The organism is uncultured Pseudoteredinibacter sp., assembly GCF_947500695.1.
Lineage (GTDB): Bacteria > Pseudomonadota > Gammaproteobacteria > Pseudomonadales > Cellvibrionaceae > Pseudoteredinibacter.
Map to the genome: position 1 here is coordinate 42,323 of NZ_CANMSS010000004.1, position 22,431 is coordinate 64,753.

18 protein-coding genes are annotated in these 22,431 nt (G+C 47.1%); 14 read left to right on the forward strand and 4 right to left on the reverse strand.

The features are described 5' to 3' along the window. Positions 1 to 28: 28 nt before the first annotated feature. The gene (locus Q1A08_RS08860; protein ID WP_299771973.1) at positions 29 to 910 is read right to left on the reverse strand and encodes an alpha/beta hydrolase; all 882 of its coding nucleotides are present in this window, start codon (positions 908 to 910) and stop codon (positions 29 to 31) included. A 264-nt stretch (positions 911 to 1,174) separates the two neighbouring features. Between Q1A08_RS08860 and nhaA the strand changes: the two genes are divergently transcribed. The 5 genes from nhaA to Q1A08_RS08885 all read left to right on the forward strand — a co-directional run bounded on the left by nhaA (position 1,175) and on the right by Q1A08_RS08885 (position 4,820). Further along, on the forward strand, positions 1,175 to 1,945 hold the full coding sequence (gene nhaA, locus Q1A08_RS08865) for a Na+/H+ antiporter NhaA (RefSeq protein ID WP_299771975.1): 771 nt from the start codon (positions 1,175 to 1,177) through the stop codon (positions 1,943 to 1,945). Then, complete coding sequence (locus tag Q1A08_RS08870) at positions 1,942 to 2,406, forward strand: Na+/H+ antiporter NhaA (RefSeq protein ID WP_299771977.1); 465 nt, start codon at positions 1,942 to 1,944, stop codon at positions 2,404 to 2,406. The genes nhaA and Q1A08_RS08870 overlap by 4 nt, the downstream gene beginning before the upstream one ends. Before the next feature lie 79 nt (positions 2,407 to 2,485). Then, positions 2,486 to 3,097 carry an HD domain-containing protein gene (locus Q1A08_RS08875; protein ID WP_299771979.1) on the forward strand — a complete coding sequence of 204 codons (612 nt, stop codon included), beginning with the start codon at positions 2,486 to 2,488 and terminating at the stop codon, positions 3,095 to 3,097. A gap of 166 nt (positions 3,098 to 3,263) precedes the next feature. Continuing rightward, entirely contained in the window at positions 3,264 to 4,493 is a 1,230-nt protein-coding gene (locus Q1A08_RS08880) for a threonine/serine exporter family protein (RefSeq protein WP_299771981.1), read from the forward strand. Positions 4,494 to 4,541: 48 nt separating this feature from the next. Beyond that, a complete protein-coding gene (locus tag Q1A08_RS08885) occupies positions 4,542 to 4,820 on the forward strand; it encodes a hypothetical protein (protein WP_299771983.1) in 279 nt (92 codons plus the stop codon). A 337-nt stretch (positions 4,821 to 5,157) separates the two neighbouring features. Here the strand turns inward: Q1A08_RS08885 and Q1A08_RS08890 are convergent, their stop codons facing one another. Continuing rightward, positions 5,158 to 7,104 (reverse strand): M1 family metallopeptidase, encoded by a 1,947-nt coding sequence (locus tag Q1A08_RS08890; protein ID WP_299771985.1) that lies wholly within the window; start codon positions 7,102 to 7,104, stop codon positions 5,158 to 5,160. Between the two features lie 749 nt (positions 7,105 to 7,853). Here Q1A08_RS08890 and Q1A08_RS08895 point away from each other — a divergent pair. Both Q1A08_RS08895 and Q1A08_RS08900 read left to right on the forward strand, forming a co-directional pair. Continuing rightward, entirely contained in the window at positions 7,854 to 10,079 is a 2,226-nt protein-coding gene (locus Q1A08_RS08895; RefSeq protein ID WP_299771986.1) for a S9 family peptidase, read from the forward strand. Positions 10,080 to 10,145: 66 nt separating this feature from the next. Next, positions 10,146 to 10,622, forward strand: a complete 477-nt coding sequence (locus Q1A08_RS08900) for a GNAT family N-acetyltransferase (protein ID WP_299771988.1) — start codon at positions 10,146 to 10,148, stop codon at positions 10,620 to 10,622. A 37-nt stretch (positions 10,623 to 10,659) separates the two neighbouring features. On the opposite strand, the gene Q1A08_RS08905 is transcribed toward Q1A08_RS08900, so the two are convergent. Then, positions 10,660 to 11,310, reverse strand: coding sequence for a TetR/AcrR family transcriptional regulator (locus tag Q1A08_RS08905; RefSeq protein ID WP_299771990.1), 651 nt, complete (start codon positions 11,308 to 11,310; stop codon positions 10,660 to 10,662). A 190-nt stretch (positions 11,311 to 11,500) separates the two neighbouring features. On the opposite strand from Q1A08_RS08905, the gene Q1A08_RS08910 reads away from it, so the two are divergent. The 3 genes from Q1A08_RS08910 to Q1A08_RS08920 all read left to right on the forward strand — a co-directional run bounded on the left by Q1A08_RS08910 (position 11,501) and on the right by Q1A08_RS08920 (position 14,980). Further along, complete coding sequence (locus tag Q1A08_RS08910) at positions 11,501 to 13,003, forward strand: amidase family protein (RefSeq protein WP_299771992.1); 1,503 nt, start codon at positions 11,501 to 11,503, stop codon at positions 13,001 to 13,003. Positions 13,004 to 13,019: 16 nt separating this feature from the next. Further along, on the forward strand, positions 13,020 to 13,592 hold the full coding sequence (locus Q1A08_RS08915; protein ID WP_299771994.1) for a GNAT family N-acetyltransferase: 573 nt from the start codon (positions 13,020 to 13,022) through the stop codon (positions 13,590 to 13,592). A gap of 362 nt (positions 13,593 to 13,954) precedes the next feature. Beyond that, a complete protein-coding gene (locus Q1A08_RS08920; RefSeq protein ID WP_299771996.1) occupies positions 13,955 to 14,980 on the forward strand; it encodes a GGDEF domain-containing protein in 1,026 nt (341 codons plus the stop codon). A 174-nt stretch (positions 14,981 to 15,154) separates the two neighbouring features. Here Q1A08_RS08920 and Q1A08_RS08925 read toward each other — a convergent pair whose 3' ends face one another. Beyond that, positions 15,155 to 15,835 carry an OmpA family protein gene (locus Q1A08_RS08925; protein ID WP_299771997.1) on the reverse strand — a complete coding sequence of 227 codons (681 nt, stop codon included), beginning with the start codon at positions 15,833 to 15,835 and terminating at the stop codon, positions 15,155 to 15,157. A 304-nt stretch (positions 15,836 to 16,139) separates the two neighbouring features. Between Q1A08_RS08925 and Q1A08_RS08930 the strand changes: the two genes are divergently transcribed. The 4 genes from Q1A08_RS08930 to Q1A08_RS08945 all read left to right on the forward strand — a co-directional run bounded on the left by Q1A08_RS08930 (position 16,140) and on the right by Q1A08_RS08945 (position 22,396). Continuing rightward, positions 16,140 to 16,568, forward strand: a complete 429-nt coding sequence (locus tag Q1A08_RS08930) for a hypothetical protein (protein WP_299771999.1) — start codon at positions 16,140 to 16,142, stop codon at positions 16,566 to 16,568. Between the two features lie 80 nt (positions 16,569 to 16,648). Further along, positions 16,649 to 18,001 carry a TolC family protein gene (locus tag Q1A08_RS08935; protein WP_299772001.1) on the forward strand — a complete coding sequence of 451 codons (1,353 nt, stop codon included), beginning with the start codon at positions 16,649 to 16,651 and terminating at the stop codon, positions 17,999 to 18,001. A gap of 15 nt (positions 18,002 to 18,016) precedes the next feature. Further along, positions 18,017 to 19,261, forward strand: a complete 1,245-nt coding sequence (locus Q1A08_RS08940) for an efflux RND transporter periplasmic adaptor subunit (RefSeq protein WP_299772003.1) — start codon at positions 18,017 to 18,019, stop codon at positions 19,259 to 19,261. A 12-nt stretch (positions 19,262 to 19,273) separates the two neighbouring features. After that, positions 19,274 to 22,396, forward strand: coding sequence for a CusA/CzcA family heavy metal efflux RND transporter (locus tag Q1A08_RS08945; protein WP_299772005.1), 3,123 nt, complete (start codon positions 19,274 to 19,276; stop codon positions 22,394 to 22,396). Positions 22,397 to 22,431: the final 35 nt, after the last annotated feature.

Here is a 22,431-nt window from a genome sequence, read left to right on the forward strand (position 1 = left end):
GGTGGCTGATTCTAAATTCCTCGAGTGCTTAAGTTTGAAATTTTCTGATCCACTCTAAAATTAAGCGGTTGATTTTCTCAGGCTGTTCTCTTTGCATAAAGTGCCCAGCGCCATCGATAATATGCAATTGATAGTCCGCCCAAAATGGCTTCTTGCGCTGTAAAATTTCAAACAATCGCACGTCCATACAGCCATCGTTTTCCCCGGCGAGAACTAGGCAGGGGACGGACACTTTTTTAACGCTGGCTACTTGGCTAGCTTCACGGCCTTTGCGATATAAATGCCGATAATAGTTCAGGCTTGCCTTAAGTACGCCTGGCTGTGACAGTGCCTGCTTTACAGGCTCGATATCATCTTGAGAAAAATCCCAACTGGGCGACCAGCGTCGCCATAGCCATTCGATAAATGCAAAATTGTTACGACGGCACCACCACTCAGATATCCATGGTAGCTGAAAGAAAGCAATGTAAGCACTGTTTCGGCGTTGTTTAGGGACTTCTTTTAGCCCCTGATTAAAAATCGAGAGATGAGGAATGGCTAGGCAGTTTAAGCTAAGAAGGGCGTCTGGATACTGCGCCGCAAAAGCGTAGCCAATAATTGCGCCCCAATCGTGACCAATGAGATGAAACTTGCCGATGTGCAGCTGATTTTGTATGGCACGAATATCTTCCACGGAATCCAAAACGAAATAGCTCTGGCTTATCGAGCTTTCTTCATATCCACGTAAAGTCGGTGCGATACAACGATAGCCGGCAAGCACCAGCGCATCAATTTGTGCCTGCCAGGTGGCAGCAATATCCGGGAAGCCATGCAAGAGAATAACGACAGGGCCTTCACCTTGGTCGATAAAGGAATGTTGGCGGCCATCTATGTTGAGCTGCCTTACTGTACTTTCACAAGCTGTTTTCATATCGTGCTTTTCTTATAGTTGTCTGAGGGGGCTCTCCTAGATAGCCTTATGCTAACAAGCTTGAACTCATTGAAGTATGGCCGAGTAGGATAAAATTTGGTCATTTAAGTCCAAGAAAACTCATCCGAACTTCCTAGCATGGCGGGCTTAGCGCAATCATTTTACTGGTCTGAATTAAACCAAATAAGCAGTAGGGCCAATTTACAAAAATTTGCCCGGTTTTCCTCTGCTGAAGCATAAACTTCAGGCATTCTATGAAGTGATATGCCTAATGAATGGAAAGCCATGGAACACAACAGCTATAACTCTTTAAAAGACGATCAATCCTTTATCTCCATGGAGGCTTTAGCAGGTTTACTGCTGATGGGGGCTTCCGTGCTGGCAATGGTGGCCGCTAATTCGCCACTGAATGAATACTATCAAGGTATTTTGCAATTACCCTTTAGTGTCCAGTTAGGTGAGTACGGCATTGCCAAGCCTTTATTGCTGTGGATCAACGATGGTCTGATGGCGGTTTTCTTCTTTATGGTAGGGCTGGAGTTAAAACGAGAGTTACTGGAAGGGCAGCTTTCAAAGCCGGCTAATATTCTTTTACCGGCACTTGGCGCCATAGGTGGGATGTTGGTTCCAGCAGCAATCTATGCCGCGATAAATTGGCAGAATCCTATCGCATTGAAAGGCTGGGCTATTCCCGCCGCTACCGATATTGCTTTTGCATTGGGTATCCTAGCCTTGCTAGGGCCTAGAGTGCCCCTTAGCTTAAAAATATTTCTGAGCTCATTGGCGATCATTGATGATATTGGTGCGATTTTAATTATCGCCTTTTTCTACACCGCAAAAATTTCAGCTACAGCATTAATTATTGCGGCTGTATGCCTTGTTATTTTATACGCGGTGAATAAATCGGGCGTAGAGAGCAAAAGTATTTATTTGTCTATCGGTTTGGTGATGTGGGTGGCCTTGCTAAAGTCTGGTGTGCACGCCACTCTTGCTGGCGTATTGCTGGCGTATTGCTGGCCTTCTTTATTCCCATGACGGCAAAAGACGGAAGCTCTCCGGCGAAAGATCTAGAGCATGATCTGCACAGTGCGGTGGCCTTTTTTATCTTGCCGGTTTTTGCCTTCGCCAACGCTGGCTTGCCCTTAGCAGGTATTGGCTTTGAGCAGCTCCTGCACCCTGTGCCACTGGGTATCGCTCTGGGCTTATTTGCGGGCAAGCAGCTCGGCATCTTTGGCCTATGTTGGTTAGCGGTAAAATCCGGCTTGGCGAAGCTTCCCCAGGGTATGAATTTGTGGGCACTGTACGGCACAGCCTGTTTATGTGGCGTGGGTTTCACCATGAGTTTATTTGTTGGCTCCTTAGCCTTCGAAGAAACGGGTGTAAACCTACTGTTTGATGAGCGTTTAGGAATTATATTTGGTTCACTGCTTTCGGGGCTCTTAGGTTTCTTCGTGTTACGCCGAAGTTTACCTAGCCCTAAGCTAGATGAAAGCTAACTGAAATCTAGCAAAGCGTAAGAAATCTGTAGGCTAAATAAGCTACACTGTAGGCAGTGTTATTTATGGACCCTGATTTATGCAAGAACCACAATTTCAACAACAATTACAGCAACAGCTAGCCTTTATTGCAGAGATGGATCGTCTAAAGGCCGTGTATCGTCAAACGACGGTAAAGGAAGATGGTGATCGTTTTGAAAACAGCGCCGAGCATAGCTGGCATATCGCGTTAATGGCACATGTGTTTGCGCCCTTAGTGGGTGAACCGGTTGATATCAATCGAGCCTGCTTGATGTTGCTCCTGCATGATATTGTTGAAATCGATGCTGGCGATACCTTTGCCTTCGCCAGCGCCGCTGATATTGCGGCCAAAGCTGATAAAGAAAGTGAGGCCGCCGATCGCTTATTTGGCTTGCTACCCAGCTCACAAGCCATGGATTATCGGGCTCTATGGCAAGAGTATGAAGATGCCGAATCGGCAGATGCGCGCTTTGCGAAAGCGATGGATTGCTTGCTGCCATTGATTCAGAATATGAACAATGAAGGCGGCAGTTGGCGCCGCCATCAAGTGAGCCGCAGCAAAGTCTTAAAGCGCAATCAGTATTTAGAGCATAGCGCTCCACGCTTGTGGGCATATGCCCTAGAGCAGATAGATTTAGCTTTAGCTAATGGATGGCTCACTGACGATTGATACTTGACTAGTATTAATAGGCCCTTAGTCAGTGATTTTTCATTAGTACATTGACCCCTATAGCAAACTCGTTACAATCGCCGCCACTGTTACAATGGTCCCACAGCAGCGAATGTGGGGTTTTAGTCTTTCGCAAAACCTTGCAAGAATCAGTTTGAGTTAGCTTATGACGTCCGCTTCGTTTAAAAACAAACGTAAGTTTTTGATCCGCTTGGCAAAAGCGCTGCACAAATTTGGTACGCCTGCCCATCGTTTGGAGGCTCACCTTAATAATCTGGCAGCCGCGATGGAACTAGAGGGTTCTTTCCTGGTGGCCCCTACGGCATTAACCTTTGTATTGTGGCCGAAGGGCGAGCGGGGCAATCAAGAGTATCATTACACCGTTCGGGTAAAACCCGGTGAGCTCGACTTGGGTTCTTTGGCGCGTACCGATCAATTGGTCGATGAGTTAATTAATGGCGAACGCGATTTAGCGGATGCCTTAGCGCGTTTGGAAGATATTACCAGCCGGCCACCTCCGTACCCCCATTGGTTAAACCTCATCGCCTTTGGCGTATCTGGTGGTGCTTTTGCAATGCTAATGGGTACCAGCTGGGACGATGTAGTCGTCGCCTTCTGCATCAGCCTATTGGTTTACGGTTTGATCTACGCTGCCCAGTTTTCAAAACGCTTAGCGGACGCACTCGAACCATTATCTGCCATGTTGGCGGCCTTTATTGCTGTTGGTATTTCCCAACTCGATTTTCATCTCAATGCATCTTTGGTGGTCTTGGCCAGCATCATCGCCTTTATACCGGGCTTGGCTTTAACCGTGGGCTTAGCTGAATTGTCCGTAAGAGAACTCACCTCTGGAACAGCTAGGGTAATGGATGCCCTGATGCTAATGTTTAAGCTGTATTTCGGTGCGGTACTAGGTATGGCTTTGGCCTATGTATGCTGGGGAGAAGTAAGCTATCAAGCCAGTGCACCACTGCCATGGTGGACTTCTTGGACGGCGGTACTGATGCTTTCGGCCAGTCTCGTTATTATGTTTAAAGCACGTTTGCGCGATGGTGTTTGGGGTATTTTATCGGGCATCATTGCCTATGGCGTTAGTATCATGGCGGCTGAAGTTTTTGGTGTGGCATTGGGGACTTTCTTTGGTGCTTTAGCAGTGGGTATTTACGGCAACATTTATGCTCGCTGGTTAAAGTCGCCCGCTATTGTCGTGACCTTGCAAGGCATGGTGATCTTAGTACCCGGCAGTAAGATTTATATTGGTATTAATACTGTGGTTAGTGGGCAGCAGATCGTGCCTTCCGATCAAATTGGCAGCCAGGCTTTTTTAATTCTGATGTCTCTAGTTGCAGGTTTTATCTTCTCTAATTTGCTGGTGAACCCGAAGCGTAGTCTTTAATAGAGCTAACGATCAAATAACAGAATCTATACAGGAAGGGATTAGGATATGAACACATACTTTAAGCGAATAGCCTTGGTAGCAATAACCGTTTTGACCTTGGCAGCTTGCGATAAAATCAACAATGCCAATCGCACTATGGATACCATGCTAGGCGGTGATTTTAAGGTCTATATTGCGGGCCATGATAAGGTCTACTTAGTGCGCAATGGTAAGGTGACATCTGTTCCAGAAAAAGGCTATTACGTATTCTACGCCACCATAGATGGCAAAAAGCGTATGGTGCAATCGCCTATTGCTACTACTACGATTGAGAAGATTGATTAATACGCGTCCGCTTTTATGTTTTGCTATCTGACCAGATTCTAGCGTGGAGCAGTGCTTTTCCGCTCCAACGCTGCATCCATGCAGCCACCCGTTCCATCCAGGAGCCTAGTCGCTCCAAATCACTGCTCCACGCTAGACTCTTACATCCGTGGCTTAGATAGAGAACTATGTTTAATGACCGTCAGGAATGGGGGTAATCCATAAATTGCATTACAACCAGTTTCAACTTTTCAGCACGCTGATGCGAATACAAGTACCCCAAACAATAAACCCCAGTCAATTGACTGGGGTTTATTGTTAATCTTCTAGGTATTTTGTTAACGATTTCTGAGTAGTTTTACTGCTCTGGATACAAAATCGCGCTGTTCACTTTAACGCTTAGTGGGTGGTAACCCACTTTAGCTTCGTTAAAGATCTCACGGGCCAATTCTAGCTTACCGTTCTCTTTTAAAGCTCGGTATAAAGGACGCAAGAATTTGTTACGGCCAATGCTGGTTAGGAAGCTGTGTACGCGTTCAAAGCCCGGCTGATAGTCATTCTTCACAACCAACATTAACCAGCTGTGGGCGACTTCATTGTTGCCTGCCTGTGTTAGATTAAATGCACCGTCCAACGCTGCCATTTGTTCTTGGCTTAGCGTCTCAGGCATACCATTTAGGAAGTACTTCCACTCGTGGCTGGTCCACTTGCTAATGTCGATAGCGGCTAGCTCCTGCTTGCCTTCTAACCAACCATTACGATGCTTATCGACATTGTCGAAAGCTGGTGATTGAGGCTTCGGTGCATCAGCCAATAAGCCTGGCTGGAAGATCCACTGTTCGAAACGCTCTTTTGAAAGCTTGTCTGGGTACTGAGCAATCAGCGTTGATTCCACATAGGCTAAGAAGTCTTCTGTGGTGATACTCTGGAATGCAAAGTGATCGAAATAGCTGCGTAGGAACTTGTCGAAGTTATCACGGCCGATGGTGTTTTCTAACTCGTATAGAAATAGCGAGCCTTTCTCGTAAGGTACGTTTGAGAATACTGCATCTGGATCTTTGCCACGCAAATCAATCGCCATAATCTCGGCAGAATCTGGCAGGTCGGCCATATCTGACTTTAGATCTTCGTAGCCTAGAGCCATTTCCATGCGGTAGCGGTCATCACCGTAAATTAACTGCATGATACGATTGGTTAAGTAGGTGGTGAAGCCTTCGTTTAACCATAGATCGCGCCAAGAAGCATTGGTTACTAAGTTACCAGACCAAGAGTGTGCCAGTTCGTGTGCAATCAAAGCGGTAAGGCTTTTGTCACCAGCAATTACGGTAGGTGTAATAAAGCTTAGACGTGGATTTTCCATGCCGCCAAATGGGAAACTAGGTGGCAAAATCAATAGGTCGTAGCGATCCCAGCGATATGGGCCATAAACCTTTTCGGTTTCGATCAGCATCGCTTCGGTGTCTTCAAACTCCTTGGCGGCGGCTTCTAAAACGCTTGGCTCTGCATAAACGCCAGTGCGCTCACCCATGGCTTTAAATTCCAGGTCGCCAACGGCCAGTGCGATCAAATAGGAAGGCACTTTTTGTGGCATTTCAAACTGGTATTCGCCATCTTTCTCGGTTTTAGGGTCGTTGTTGGCGCTCATTACCGCTAGCAAATCTTTTGGTGTACGGATGGTGGCGCTATAGGTGATACGAGCTTTTGGTGAATCCTGTAGCGGTACAAAGCTACGTGCGTGGATAGCTTGAGCCTGGGTAAATAGGAAGGGGTGCTTTTTACCGGCAGTTTGCTCAGGAGTTAGCCATTGCACACCGGAAGCTTCTGGGGCGGTGCTGTAGCTAATGCGGATTTTCTTCTGGCCGGCCAAATCAATGGATAGTGGGGTACCCAGGTGATCGTCTTTTTTACCCATGTTGAATTTTAGGGCGGCGGTTTGTGGGCCATCTAAACCGTCTACGGCATTGATGCTCAGTGCGCGAGTATCCAACAGCAATGGTTTGCCGCTGTCGTTTAAGGCATCAATATCCAGCGTTGCGGTGCCAGAGATGCTTTTGTTGTCGAAATTTACATCTAGGTCTAGGGCGATATGCTGTACGCGATAGTCCTGCATGTTGGCGTAGGAGTGATAATCGACGCCAGATTCGATAGCCTTTTCTTCCATGGCTGCTGTCGCTGTGGTGGCGGCTTGTTCGGCAGCTTGGTTGTCTTCAACAGTTACGGTGGCTGGTGTTTGATCTTTTTCTGTACAGCCTACGCCTACCGCGACAAGTGCGGCCAGGCAGGTATGACGTAATGTCAGTTGCATAATGGTCTCCAATTCGGTGGGCCCGCTAGAGTGGCCACTAAATGGCACATCCTAGGTTAATTCGGCGCTTAGCTTGGCCTGTTTTGGGCTAGCTTGCAATATCTCTGTAAATACAGCTTGGAATTAATGGCATTTCAGTAGATATGACGGTTATTGTTTTCTGAGCCTCAGTTTGTTCTCCCCATCATGAAGCATTGTTGCACGAGGAGCGGAGGTGAATTGAACCGCGAAGCGGCTTGCCTAGAGGAAGGTCCTTTGTTCCACGAGCGGCGGCCCTCCCGGCTACCTTCGTTCCCTAAAAAGCCAAGCAAAAAGACGCTTGTCTTTTTAGCTCACTCAGCGCTCGCTCTTTATTGTTCCACAAAGAACCTTCCTCTAGGCAAGCCACTTTGCTATCCCTTGTTGGTATAACCGTCGTAACTGGCTATCTAAATCATATGTAGGCTGTAATGGCTAAGGTAGGCTCTGCTGGGGCGTCTCCGACTTGACCAAATCCCCTGGAGGGATTTTGGGCTTGACCGAAGGCTGAGCACCTGGACGGTGCGAATCCAGGAGGAGGCGAGCTTGGACGGACCCAGCTTTTTGCGTACCCAGCAGAGCCTACCTTAGCCATTGCAGCCGGTCGGATCTGCCAGAAATGGTATCGATTCCAAAATTTGACGAACTTGTTTACTGAAGTTACCTAGGAGCTTGCCTGCCAAAACCCCAAGCGCTATGCTCGGCCAGTTAATCTATTACTAGGAAAAGCTATGAAAAAGTTGCTATTGGGGGTGGGCTTAATGAGCAGTGTGCAGGCCATGGCGTTTGAGCCTTTGACCATCGAGCGTCTATTTGACGACCCTGACTTATCGGGTACGGCACCACGAAGCTTAAAACTCTCCCCTGATGGCCAAAGAGCCACATTTCTACAGGGTAGGGAAGATGATGCCGGCCGAATGGATCTTTGGCAATACAATATCGCCAGTGGTGAAACCAATATGTTGGTGGATTCCTTAAAGCTGCGTGGTGGAGCTGAAGAAGAGCTGTCGGATGAAGAGAAGGCTCGTCGCGAGCGTGCTCGTATTTCTAGCTTGTCGGGCATTGTTAGCTATCAATTTTCAAACGATGGCCAGCAGTTGCTCTTTCCTTTATCAGGTGATCTATACCTTTACGATATTGCCAAGAAGAATACCCGAGCGCTAACCAATGGCGAGGGCTTTGCGACTGATCCAAAGCTGTCACCGAAAAGTAAATATGTTGCCTTTGTTCGTGAGCGCAACTTATGGGTTGCAGATACTAAAGGTGGCAAGGCCAGACCACTTACCCGTACAAAAAACAAGGATGAAGCTTGGGGAATGGCAGAGTTTGTTGCCCAGGAAGAAATGAAGCGCATGACGGGTTATTGGTGGTCTCCAAATGAAGATGCCATCGTTGCGGCCAAGTTTGATGAGTCACCTGTGCCAATTGCCAAGCGCTCAGAAATCTATGCCGATCGCACTGAGGTTATTTCACAGCGCTATCCAGGAGCTGGTACTAACAATGTATTAATCAGCCTGGCGATTTTAGATCCAGAAAATAAGCGTGCCCCGATTGAGTTGGATCTTGGTGAAAACAAAGATATCTACCTAGCTCGAGTGAACTGGTTGGCCGATGGATCAGGTGTTTTGGTTCAACGTCAGGACCGTAAGCAGCAGCGTCTTGATTTATTGCTGTATTCCGCAAAAGGCGGTAAGCCGACAACTCTATTGAGTGAGGAATCAACGACTTGGGTAAATCTACATGAAGATTTACGCCCTCTTAAAAATGGTGATTTTATTTGGGCCAGTGAGCGTAGCGGCTTTAAACATCTGTATCTGTATGATGCTAAAGGTAAGTTGAAAAATACCATCACCCAAGGTGACTGGCAGGTTGATGAGATCGAGGCCGTTGATCAAAAGCAGCAACAAATCTACTTTACCGGGACTAAATCTTCACCCTTGGAAAAACAGCTATACCGTGTTGACTTCAATGGTGAAAACCTAACGTCTATCAGTCGCAAGCGCGGTTGGCATAATGTCAGCTTTGCTAAAGATGCCAGCGTTTATATCGATTCATGGTCAGACGATTTGATTCCAAGTCAGGTGAGTTTGCATGAAGCCAGCGGTAAATTGATTACTAATCTAGCGGCGAATCAAGTGAAGGATGGCCATGCCCTATTTCCTTACTTTAAAGGTTTGCAACAGCCTGAATATGGCAAGCTAAATACCAGCTTGGGTGGTGATCTTTATTACCAGATGTTAAAGCCTGAAGGTTTTGATGAGCCGCAAAACAAAAACAAAAAGTACCCAGTGTTCCTACGTGTTTATGGTGGGCCAGGTTCGCAGCAGGTGCAGCGTCGCTGGGATGGCCGTTGGGGTTTGACCGATCAATATATGGCGCAGCAGGGCTTTGTGGTGTTTACCCTAGATAACCGTGGCTCTGAGCGTCGTGGTAAAAAGTTTGAAGATCCAATTTACGAAAATATGGGTGATCCAGAAGTGGTGGATCAATTAGTGGGTATTCAATATCTGAAAACTCTGTCATTTGTTGATCCAGAACGTATCGGTGTTTTTGGTTGGAGCTACGGCGGGTACATGACTTTAATGATGCTATCTAAAGCCTCTGATCAAATTGCGGCCGGTGTTTCAGTGGCGCCTGTTACTGACTGGATGCTATACGATACACACTACACCGAGCGCTATATGGGCTTGCCTCAGGAAAATGCCGCGGGCTATGAAAACAGTGCGATCTTCCCGCACTTAGATGGCTTAAGCTCAGATTTATACCTGATCCACGGCATGGCGGATGATAATGTGCTGTTTACCCACGCCACTACCTTGATGGCCAAGCTGCAGAAAAACGGTGTTAAGTTCCGTTTGATGACTTACCCGGGCGAAAAACATGGCATTACCGGTGATGGTCAGCGTACACACGTGTTTACTGAAATTACAGATTACTTTATTGAGAAATTTAAGTAATTTGGCTCTAAAATAAGGGCTCTTGTTAGTGGCAAGAGCCCTTTTTATTGGAAGAAGGTCTACCCAATGATTCAAATCGTTCCACTTTCCAATCACTTAGAATTTATTGATGAGCTTGCGGCTTTGCATTACGAGGAGTGGCGTCATTTTAGCCCGGAATCAACCGTAGCCGATCAAAAGCAGTCTTTAATGGATTCTGCGAAAGAAAGTGGTATCCCGTCGCTATATTTAGCGATAGAGGGCAGCGAGTTATTAGGTTCGGCAGCCTTAGTAGAGTCTGATCTAGATGAGCGTTTTGCTCATATGGGCCCATGGCTTGCGGCCGTTTATGTAAAAGAACAAGCTCGCGGCAGAGGTTTAGCTAGTTTGTTGGTGCAACATTGCGAGCAGGAGGCCAGTTGCTTAGGGCTTAGCACATTGTACTTATCGACGGAGCATGCCGGCCCACTTTATGAAAAACTTGGCTGGATTAAATTGCAAGGCTGTAATTATAAAGGCTACCCACTGGATGTTATGCAAAAAGACCTGAGTGATGCTTGCTAGTTGGTCTTGGTGTTTTTACCGCTCTGCTACACGCTTATTATTCCTGGCTCATTTCAATCGCCGCTTTAACCATTTCATCACTCAATCTCAGTGAAAGTTCTAAATTGATTTCACGAGCCTTTCCTTTTTGTAAAGCGGTTTGATTCAGCATAGTCACGGCTAGTTGATGAAAGAAAACGCTGAGCTGCTTAAGGTTTTGCTTGTTGCTGCTGTAACCAAAGCGCTCAAAAAGAGCGAGTAATCTTTCTGCGAACTGCTGATTATGACTGCGCTGTAGATCCGCTAGCTCGGGAATAGAGGCGGCGATCTTATCGATGTCGGCGTAGGCTCTATAGTGCTGGTATTGCCGCTCTAATATCTGAATATAAATGCGACGCATCAGCTCGTAGATGTCATCACTTTCTTTTCCGTTTTCCTCAGTGCTGGCAACGGCACTTTCGAACTCCTTGTTCAGGGCCTGATACCAGCGTTCTACCAAGGCGTATAGCATGGATTCTTTATTGGGAAAATATTGGTATAGAGTGCCAATGCTCAGTCCAGCCTGTTGGGCGACGTGATTGGTGGTGAGTTTGGCAAAGCCATCGCTTGCTAATAGTTCGCGGCAGGCATCCAAAATCTTTGCGACTGACTCTTCGCCTCTTGGAGTGCTTGGGCTTCGGCGCACAACGGCGGTAGATTTCTTACTCATCATTTTATCCAATAGCGTTCAATCGCTAGTGTACCTCGCGCTCTGGTCGCTCGAAAGATTGACTTTAGCTTAGCTGCATTTTAACATCTGAGCAATTGCTCATGTTGTGTGTTTTTGCAGCAATATCTGTGGTGACAAATCAACCGGCGTATCGATGAGCTGCCGAGAATAATAGAGTTAAGCGAGGACCATGATGAAACGTAGAGATTTCTTAGGACACAGTGCAGTAGCGACAATGGCTGCTGGCGCGAGTACAGGGATTGCAGCGAATGCTTTGGCAAAGAGTCAGCCCAAACTTGCCAGCTCAGAACTGGCTAAACTGGATGCGCTTGGTCTTGCAGAAACCATCCGGTCAGGACAGGTGAGTGCGTTAGAGGTGCTTGATGACACCATCGCTCGTATTGAAGCACTTGACCCAAAGATCAATTCGGTGGTGATCAAAACAGTCGATATTGCTAGGCAGCAAGCGTCGAAGGCCAAGCCTCAAGGTGTTTTTGCTGGGGTTCCTTATGTTTATAAAAATCTTGCACCCTATAAAGATGTCCCTTTTACGGGTGGTTCTCGGGCTTTTGTAAATCGTATTCCAAAAACAGCTAATGATTTGCAAAAATCCATTGATGGCTCGGGCGCTGTGCTAATGGGGATGTCCAATTCCCCTGAATTTGGTTTAGTGGCAACGACAGAGCCGATGCTATATGGCGCTACCCATAACCCTTGGGATTTAACTCGCAGCCCTGGTGGCTCCAGTGGTGGTTCTGCAGCTGCTGTTGCGGCTGGTCTTGTACCCATTGCTACGGCCAGTGACGGTGGTGGCTCTATTCGAGTGCCGGCCTGTCAATGTGGCTTGGTGGGTTTAAAGTACAGTCGCTATCGTGAATACAGCAGTTTAAAAACTGGCTTTTTATCTTCTAAAGGTTGTTTAAGTCATAGCGTAAGAGACACCGCAGCCTTCTTAGCCGTTACTGAAAGACCAGATTTCAAAGGCGGTAAGGTTGGCTATGTAACGGCTGCCAGTAAGCAGCGTTTACGAATTGCCTACCACACTGAGGATGCTAATGGTTTACAACCCCATGCCGAGGTCAAGCAGGCTATTGAATCAACCGCGAAGCTTTTGGCGGGCTTGGGGCATCATGTTGAAGAGAAAAAATTTGAGCTCAATGGCGAAGAGTTGATGTACCACTTCTTAAGTTTGTGGTCTTCATCACCGGCTACCAAAAAAGTAGAAGCGGAAGCATTACTAGGGCGTGCCATTGATTCACGTGATTTTGAGCCTATGAGTTTTTATCTGATCGAGATGTATAAAAACCGCCCCGAAGGTAGCATCCAAAAGGCAGTGGCCTATTTTAAAACACTCGCCGAAAGCGCCGCTAAGTTCTATCAACAATATGATGTGTACTTAAGCCCTGTATTAAACCAAGTGGCAGTTAAACTGGGTGAGCATGGCCCTAAGGTCGATCCTAAAAACCTATTAGAAAGCAGCGTCGCCTATGTTAGCCATACGCCAACAGCGAATGCCACAGGCTTACCGTCACTGTCATTGCCCCTACATTGGAGTGATGCCGGCTTGCCAATAGGTAGCCTATTCACCGCAGGCTATGGTCAAGAGGCAAAGCTGTTGGCCTTAGCTTATGAGCTCGAAGCGGCTTTACCTTGGCAGGGTAAATGGGCGCCCAATTCGGTTGTTAATCTCTAGTAAGCGGTCGATAATAATGGGGCTGGTGCAAGTTAAGCCTAGCCCACTGTTTTCTCGATTATATGTTTCCATTGCTATGAGTGCTGATTACCAATTTGAAGCCCTTGCTCCCAATCATGTTGAGCCCTTACTACAGTTTGAGCTTCAAAACCGTTCTTGGTTTGAATCGCTTATCGAGGCTCGTCCTGTAAGTTTTTATTCAATAGATGCCGTTGCTGATCATATTCAGCAGGCAATATATATGCTCAAAGAAGGGCGGGGGCGATCCTATGTGCTTTGTCACTCTAACAACATCATAGCCCGAGCCAATATTAAGAGCATTGATAATGGTAGAGGAGAGATTGGATACCGTGTTGCGAAGAGTTATACCGGCCAAGGCTTGGCCAGTTATTGCTTAGAGTGTTTGCTTCAAGTGGCCCGAAAAGAATTGGGCCTAGAGCTATTACAGGCGAAGGTTTTAGAGAATAACCCCGCTTCTTTACATATATTGCAAAAGCAGGGTTTTGAAATTATAGAGAAAACCGAAAACTTCCTTAGCCTCCATGGCGAAAATCTAGCGGTGTTTGGGTTACAGCTGCGCTTAAAGTAGAACATTACGTGAGCGCCTCAAACTTCATCTACAATATAATTGCCCAAAAGTTGTTGATTGCCCGCTGCTGAAAGTCTAAATAATAATCTCATTTAATCTTTTGAAACCCTGAAAATTACAACTATAGTGTGATTCATTGCTGGCTCAACTCTGGTTAAAGTATTAGGAAGTTCTTAATTTCCTCGTCTTCAATACTTAGCATACGGCTCTATTAGACGGTATGGCTTTAGTAAGATTGGCATTGCAGCGTTCTTGCCATGTTGTATTAGGAGGCAGAGAAAAATGGCGCTTAGCCCAGCTCGATTTAGAGTTGAAGAACAACAATCGCGAACTAAACTCGACTTTAGCTATGGGGCTGCTGAGTGTCACAGGGAAAAATACTATACGACCTAGATCTTTCAGAGTGGGAATCAAGCGATAATCTGGCGGCGGCAAATATTCACAAGCAGCGGCTTGTAAAAGGCCTGGCAGTCTTTTGTTTATTGATATTCATACCTTTCTCTATTCACAATTACCTTCATGAACGTTGGCCCTTGCTGATCATTAATCTTCTTTTTCTGGCAGCCTTTGTGCCGAGCATGTGGTACATGTTTCGAGAGGGTAAGCCGCTACCTACGTGGGTAATAGTGTTGGTGACGACTCTGCTGGTACTGGCGACTTCAATTCCCATTGCTTATCACGGCTTGGTATCGGTTTTGTGGGCCTTTACCATCACTACAGCCTTCTACTTTTTGCTTTCAAGGCAGTTGGCCTTCGCAATGTCGCTGGTGGTTCTGCTGTGTTATGGCGGGGTGAGCATCTATAGCTTAGAGCCTTATCCGGCGATACGAGTCTTGATTGCACTCGTTGTAAATTTTTACTTGGTAAGTTTATTGGCGAGAAAAATACAGCGAGCTCAGTTCCTGCTTAGCGAGCTGGCGAACAAAGATGCAATGACAGGTGCGCTCAATCGACGTTTGTTGGACGATTACCTAAATGAATCCCTAGGCAGTTATGAACGCAATGCTAAACGTTCGGTGGTTGCTATATTTGACATTGATTTTTTTAAGAAGATAAACGATGAGCGAGGGCATCAGGCAGGCGATGTGGCGATAGTGGAACTGGTGAAGCTCATTAAAGAAAACAGTCGCAAGAGTGATATGGTGTTTCGCTTGGGGGGCGATGAAATGCTATTGTTGATTCGTGATGTCAGTATTGTACAGGCGCAGGAGATGCTGGAGAGAATTCGAGCACGAATAGAGAGCTGTGATGTGATCGGCACTTCATCAAGTGTCGGGGCCGTGTGTTGTAGTTTGGCGAACAGTTATGATAATTGGATCAATCAGGCAGATGAGGCACTTTATCGAGCTAAGAGTCTTGGTAGAAATAGAGTCGTGCTGATGTCTTGAATCGAAATTTCTTATGGTAAATTAAAGTCTGGCGGCTGCCATTGTAAAACGATTGAAGGGTAGCTAAGCAACTGCTCGGAGAGAATACAGTGCTAGCGTACCCTCTTAATCAAGGGGGAGATTAAGAGGGACGAATTACAGGGAATAGGCAGTCGCCAGAAAACAGATATAAACCTACACGCCAGTGCTAGTTACAAATACTTCAACGCGGCGATTCAAGCTACGCCCTTCAGCTGTGGTATTGCTGGCTCTTGGTTCGTCTTCGCCTCGGCCTTCGGTGCTGACCCTATATGAGGCAATTCCTTTTTGTGATAGATAAGTTTTAACGGAGGCTGCACGCCTTTCAGAAAGGTTTTGGTTATAACTCGAACTGCCTTGAGAATCAGTATGGCCGACGATGGTAATTGTCGTATTCGGGTAGTTATCTAATACTTGTGCCATTTTATTCAGCGTATTACGAAAGCCTGGTTTTATGCTGGCGGAATCGTAATCAAATGACACCTCGTTATTGAGGACTAATTGAATCGTATCCTCTTTAACTCGCTTAACTTCAATCTCACGATTACGCTGCTCGGTAGCAAGCTCATCTCGAAAGGCTTGCTCTTGATTATCCATATACTTGCCAACGCCCGCGCCAGCAGCGGCACCGACCAGAGCGCCAACAATGCGACCACGATCACGATTGCCGTCATTATCCATTTGACCACCGGCCAGCGCTCCAATTACCGCACCCGCCGCGGCACCAATCGCGGTGTTGTTTCTATCTTGCTGACTTCCTGTTCCAGCACAGGCACTAAGCAATACAACGCTAGAGAAGCCCAGTAGCAGGGTTTTGCTGAATTTGGAAAAGTACATAATTAGAACCTCATTTACTTCAAATATGGCCGTTTGATTAGCTATCTACGACTCAGTTCCATGCCATTGTCTGGTATCAAGATTAACGGCAGGTGAAGCGGATAAACGTAATTAGTGTTTGTTTGTCGGATGTATATTGCGCGGTAATCGTGCAGTAAATATGCAGAAAATGAGTAAAGCTCTGTAAATCCGTGAATTCTAGGGCTAGTGTTGGCAGGGGGAGTTTGTTAATCTTGCGGCCATCAAATTACTGGTGCTCATTGTGGCTCTTCGCTTTCTTATCACATTCATGGTGCTCAGCCATATGCTAATTAATAGCATTGCGGCTTTTCACTATGCGGCCGATCTGGATCATCACGCAGGTGAAGGTTTTCACTTGCATGCCGATGAGCAGCTGTTTGTGGGTTTGAGTGATTTATTGAAAGATCACCATTTAGATGATGGCCTTGAACCATTAACTGCCCAGTCTGGTGATTTAGCTAGTAACGCTGAAGCGAGCGGTGGCCATTCAGAAAGTCAAAGCCATTATTTACCCAGCGATACTCTGAATCCTGTAGCACTGGATCTTGCAAGCGATGAACATGATGATGGTAATCATGTCCACTTACAATTGGAGTCCATGCCCGCGCCCTTAGACGTTATTACCAGCAGTGCGCCGGATATTCTTCATAATCGAATCCCAGCCTACCTAAGTCAGGCTTTCTCTCCACCGGTTCCTCCACCGACTGTTTAACTCCTTCGATATTTTCCTTATTTAGGTTTAAACCGAATTAGGCTGCGCCCCTTGCTGGCGGCTGCCTTGTGGAGTTATATATGATTTTTAGAAAGAAAACGAAGCAACAGGCTGGTTTTAGCCTGTGTGGGTTATTGCTTCTGACTCTGTCGTTTAGCGACTTGTCGACGGCTGCTACCGCCGATGATATTCAGAGCATTGGAGAATCAAAAACCGCTCTCGCTGAAGGGCTGATAATCCAAAAAATTGGCTTGACCCAAGCATTAGCGAAAGCCTTGGAGCAAAACCCGCGCTTGACTCAATACCCAATGTACTTACGTCAGTACGATCTTAAGAAGCTAATCGCCAGCCGAAAGCCGGCCTGGGAGCTGAGCGTAGCGGCTGAAAATATTTTGGGATCTGGTGAATTCAGTGACATCGATAGCGCCGAAATCAGTGTTATGGTTCAGCGCTTATTTGAATCAGCGGACAAAGCCGAGAAACGTACACAATTGGTCGATAGTGAGTTGCAGTTAGAGCAGCAATCGTACCAGAGCTTAAAGCTTGAGGTTCTGGCTGATACTCGCCGAAACTACTTTCAATTGCAGAAGCTACAATTGCTTGAAGCTTGGGCGAAAGACAACTTAGAGCAACAACTTGCCGCTTTAAAAACGGTTCAACGCTTGGCAAAAGCTGGGGCTATTAATCAGGCCGATAAACATAAAATGCGCCTGCAAGTTGAAGCGAGCCAGAGCTTAAAGAAAAACATTCAGGCGGAATTGTCTGTTCAGAGCATGCGTTTGCAAGGCTTATGGAGTGGCGTGGATACGTCGGAAACTGAACTTGCTGATGGCGGGCAGTGGCGAGTAGAGCTGCTAGCCGAGCTACCTAAGGCGCCAAGTAAAGCAGATATATTGTCAGGCCTAGATTCCGCACCTGATTATCTAGTGGCAAGTGCCAAGAGCCGGGTGGCCCAATCGGCTTGGCAGCTAAGCAATAGCTTGCAGCAGCTGGATTTTAACGTGGGAGTAGGCCTGCGGCGTTTTCAATCTAGCCGCGATCAAGCTCTGTTGTTTGAGTTTTCTATACCCTTACAGCAGGCCCAACGCGCCAAAGCGGATATCAAACTTAGCCACAGCGACTGGCAAATTAAGCAGGCCGAACAGGCGCAATTGCGTTGGCAATTGCAACAACGCTTGTTGCTGTTGCGGCAGTCTCTGCTGAATGATCAGGCGCAAATGTCTCGTATCAAAACGCAGCTATTACCCGAAGCACAAAATTACCAAAGCGCCGCAAAGCTAGCCTACGAGGCTGGACAGTACACTTTGTTGCAATGGTTAGACGCGCAGGTAGAGGTTGCTGATATCAAGCGCCAACTTATCGAAATACAAGGCGACTACTGGAACAAGTGGATCGAGCTTGAACGCCTTATTGGTCGTAGTACGGCCAACTAAACAGGATTTAGTCATATGAAATCAAATCTGAAATTAAGTCAGCTTTTAATGTTGCTGCCTTTGCTAATCACTCTAGTTTTTAGTGCCAGTGTTTCTGCTGGTGATCATGATCATGGTGGTCAGGCAGCCGAGGAAGAACAAAAAGGCCCGCGTGGTGGCAAGTTATTAATGGATGGCGATATCTCTGCAGAGATTACCGTTTTTGAAACGGGCGTGCCGCCAGAAATGCGTGTTTTTGTTTACCGCTCGGGTGAGCTAATCGCAGCGAGTCAATCGCAGTTAAAAATAGAATTGCATCGTATTGATGGGCAGGTAGATCGCCTGAGCTTTTTGCCGGAGGGGGATTACCTGCGTGGCCAGCAAACAGTTATTGAACCTCATTCCTATGATGTCAAAGTAGAACTGAATTTGAATGGTAAGACCCATCATTGGGCCTATGAGAGCCATGAAGGGCGCAGTACCATCAATGATGAAATGCTTAAGGCTTCGGGCATCGAGCTGGCAACGGCTTCCGCGCAAACCCTTGATATTAAACGCCAACTATTTGGTGTTATCGAAGCTCCTGTTGATCGTCAAGCGGGAGTTTATGCGCCTTATCCCAGTATGCTTGAGAAAATCCACGTCAGCATTGGCGAAAAGGTAAAAGTCGGGCAGAAAATTGCCACTTTGCGCAACATAAAAACGCTGCAGCAATACACGATTAAAGCCCCAATCGCCGGTGAAGTGACAGATTGGATGGCGAGCCTTGGTCAACGTATCGATGAAGAGGCGATAGCTAAGGTGGTGGATCTGTCTTCTGTGTGGGTAGAGATGTCTGCTTTCCCTGAAGATATCGAGCAGTTGGCACTAGGTCAGCCAGTAACTGTGGCTGATATGCACCAGCATGAAAAAGCCTTGGGCGAAATTATTTATATCGCACCAAAAATGACAGGGGGGCATATTGCTCGCGCCCGTGCCTTAATTGATAACAGCGATGGCCATTGGCGCCCGGGTATGCATGTAAAGGCGGGTATTCGCACTGCTCAAAAGCCGGTTGCGCTAGCCGTTCGAAATGAAGCCTTGCAGAGCTTTAGGGACTTTACCGTTGTGTTCGCGCGATTTGGTGAGCAGTTTGAAGTGCGTATGTTAGAGCTTGGCGAAAGTGATGGTCGCTATACGGAAGTGTTGGGCGGCTTAAAACCAGGCAGCCAATACGCCACCAAGAACAGTTTTATTATTAAAGCGGATGTGCTGAAAGACGGCGCAGCGCACGATCACTAAGGAGGCAAAGCTATGAATAGTTTAATTGCCTTTGCGGTGCAGAGGCGTTGGTTAATTCTCGCATTTACGCTGTTAATGGCGGGGCTTGGCGTTTATCAAGCCAAGCAATTACCTGTCGATGCGGTGCCGGATATCACCAATGTGCAGGTAATGATTAATGCCCAGGCTGAGGGTTATTCCCCTTTAGAGGCTGAGCAGCGCGTTACCTATGTTATTGAAAATGCCATGGCGGGCATTCCTGATTTGGACTACACCCGTTCGCTATCTCGTTATGGCTTGTCTCAGGTTACTGTGATCTTCCATGAGGGTACCGATATCTATTGGGCTCGGCAGCAAGTAGCGGAGCGTTTACAGGCTATTCGAAATGAGTTGCCTGAAGGTGTCGAGCCAGCGCTTGGTCCTATTTCCAGTGGTCTAGGTGAAATCTTTAGCTATGTAGTTCGAGCTAAAGAGGGCGCTTTGCGTGAAGACGGTCAAGCATATACCCCAGAAGATCTGCGTACCATTCAAGACTGGATTGTAAGACCTCAGTTGATTCGCGTTCCCGGTATTACCGAAATCAACAGTATTGGCGGCTACGAGCGCGAATACGAAGTTGTACCGGAGCCCGGCAAGCTACTCGCTTACAAAGTTGATTTGCAGGATTTGTTGCAAGCTCTGCAGCGAAACAATCAAAACCGTGGCGCAGGTTTTATCGAAAAGAATGGCGAGCAATGGCTGATACGTTCACCGGGACAGCTCAATGATCTGCAGGATATTGGCGCTGTAGTGATTGCTAAACGTGACGACGCGCCGGTGCGCGTGCGTGATGTAGCTGAGGTACGTTATGGCAAGCAGTTGCGCAGTGGCGCGGCAACCCAGAACGGTGCCGAAGTCGTGTTAGGCACGGCTTTTATGCTACTGGGTGAAAACAGTCGCACCGTCTCGGCAGCGGTCGCCGATAAGCTGAAACTGGTTAATAGCAGTTTGCCTAGTGGTGTGGAAGCTGTTGCGCTCTATAGTCGTACAAGCCTAGTGGATAAAACCATTGCTACGGTTCGCACCAACCTTTTCGAGGGTGCGGTCTTAGTTATCGTCGTATTGTTTACCTTGCTCGGAAATATTCGCGCTGCATTTATTGCTGCATTGGTGATACCGCTTAGCATGTTATTTGCTATCACGGGTATGGCCGCTAATCGTGTAAGTGGCAATTTAATGAGCTTGGGCGCGATTGATTTTGGACTAATTGTCGATGGGGCAGTGATTGTTGTTGAAAACACGCTGCGCCGATTGGGTTTGGCTCAACATCGTCTTGGACGTGTATTAACCATTGAAGAGCGTCTACGTGAAGTGATGGCAGGTACACGCGAGGTGATCCAGCCGGCGGTTTTCGGCATGTTTATTATCATGCTGGTATACCTGCCCATATTTGCCTTGTCCGGTGTTGAAGGAAAGATGTTCCACCCGATGGCGTTTACTGTGGTGGCAGCACTGTTAGGTGCTATGTTGTTTTCGATCACCTTTGTGCCGGCTGCAGTGGCGATTTTGATGGGCGGCAAAATTAGTGAAAAAGAAAACTTCTTAATGGCTAGAGCACGCCAAGCTTATCAACCTTTATTAGCGCTCTCGCTTCGCGCTCCATTGGTGGTTTTGCTTAGCGCTGCCTTGCTAGTGGGCAGCAGCGCTTGGCAGCTTAGTCGATTGGGCTCTGAGTTTTTACCGCAACTTGATGAGCACGATATCGCTATGCATGCTTTGCGTATACCTGGTACTGGCTTGCAACAATCGATTCAAATGCAGTTGCAGCTGGAAAAGGTTGTCAGTGGCTTTCCCGAGGTTAGCCATGTATTTTCCAAAATTGGAACACCCGAGGTGGCGACAGACCCAATGCCACCTAGCGTCGCTGATACCTATGTGATCCTTAAGCCTAAGCAGGAATGGCCTAATCCTGATAAATCTAAAGCAGAATTATTGGATGAGCTAAGGGCAGCCGTATTACCTGTACCGGGAAATAAATACGAATTTACTCAGCCCATCGAAATGCGCTTTAACGAGCTAATTGCGGGCGTGCGTGCCGATGTTGCTGTTCGTGTTTATGGCGATGATATGGAAGTCTTAGAGGCCGCGGGGCGACAGGTCTCAGAGTTGCTAGCCAAGGTAGACGGTGCAAAGGATGTACAACTTCAGCAGTTAACCGGCTTGCCTATGTTGAGTGTAGAGCCTGAGCGCGATCACTTAGCCTTGTTAGGTTTAACGGTAGATGATGTGCAGCAAAACTTGCGTGCCGCCGTGGCGGGTATCGATGCCGGAGTAATCTATGAGGGGGATAAGCGTTTTCGTTTGTTGGTGCGATATGACAATGAGTTAAGGGAAAATACCGAAGCCCTGGCTCGCTTGCCAATCGCTCTACCTATCGATGCGAACCCTGAGCTGCGCTATGTGCCGCTTGGTGAAATAGCAACGATTAAATCAATCGAAGGGCCGAACCAAATCAATCGCCAAAGCGGTAAGCGCAACGTTGTTGTTACGGCGAATGTTGAGGGTAGAGACCTTGGTAGTTTTATCTCCGATACCAAAGCTGTTATGAATCAGCAGTTGGATATACCTGCGGGATATTGGATTGATTATGGCGGTACCTTTAAACAACTACAGTCGGCCAGCGAGCGCTTGAGTATTGTTGTGCCTTTAACCCTGTTGTTGATATTGGGTATTTTGTATAGCACCTTTAATTCTCTACGCGACGCTCTGATTATTTTCAGCGGTGTGCCATTGGCACTTACAGGTGGGGTGGTTGCATTGAGTTTAAGAGGAATGCCACTATCAATCTCAGCAGTTATTGGCTTTATCGCGCTTTCAGGCGTAGCCGTACTTAACGGTGTAGTTATGCTAAGCTTTATTCGTGATTTGCGTGATCAGGGTAAGGACTTGCTTGAGGCAATTAGGGAAGGAGCCAGTGCGCGTCTGCGCCCAGTACTGATGACGGCGCTTGTTGCTAGCCTAGGTTTTCTCCCGATGGCTTTTAACACAGGAGCAGGCGCCGAAGTGCAAAGGCCATTAGCAACGGTGGTTATCGGGGGTATTGTTTCTTCAACCTTGTTAACGCTGGTTTTACTGCCTGCACTTTATCGAATGGTTTATCAGCGTAGTTCTTCATAAAAGTTAGGGGCCAGTTGTTACTGGCCCATTTACTA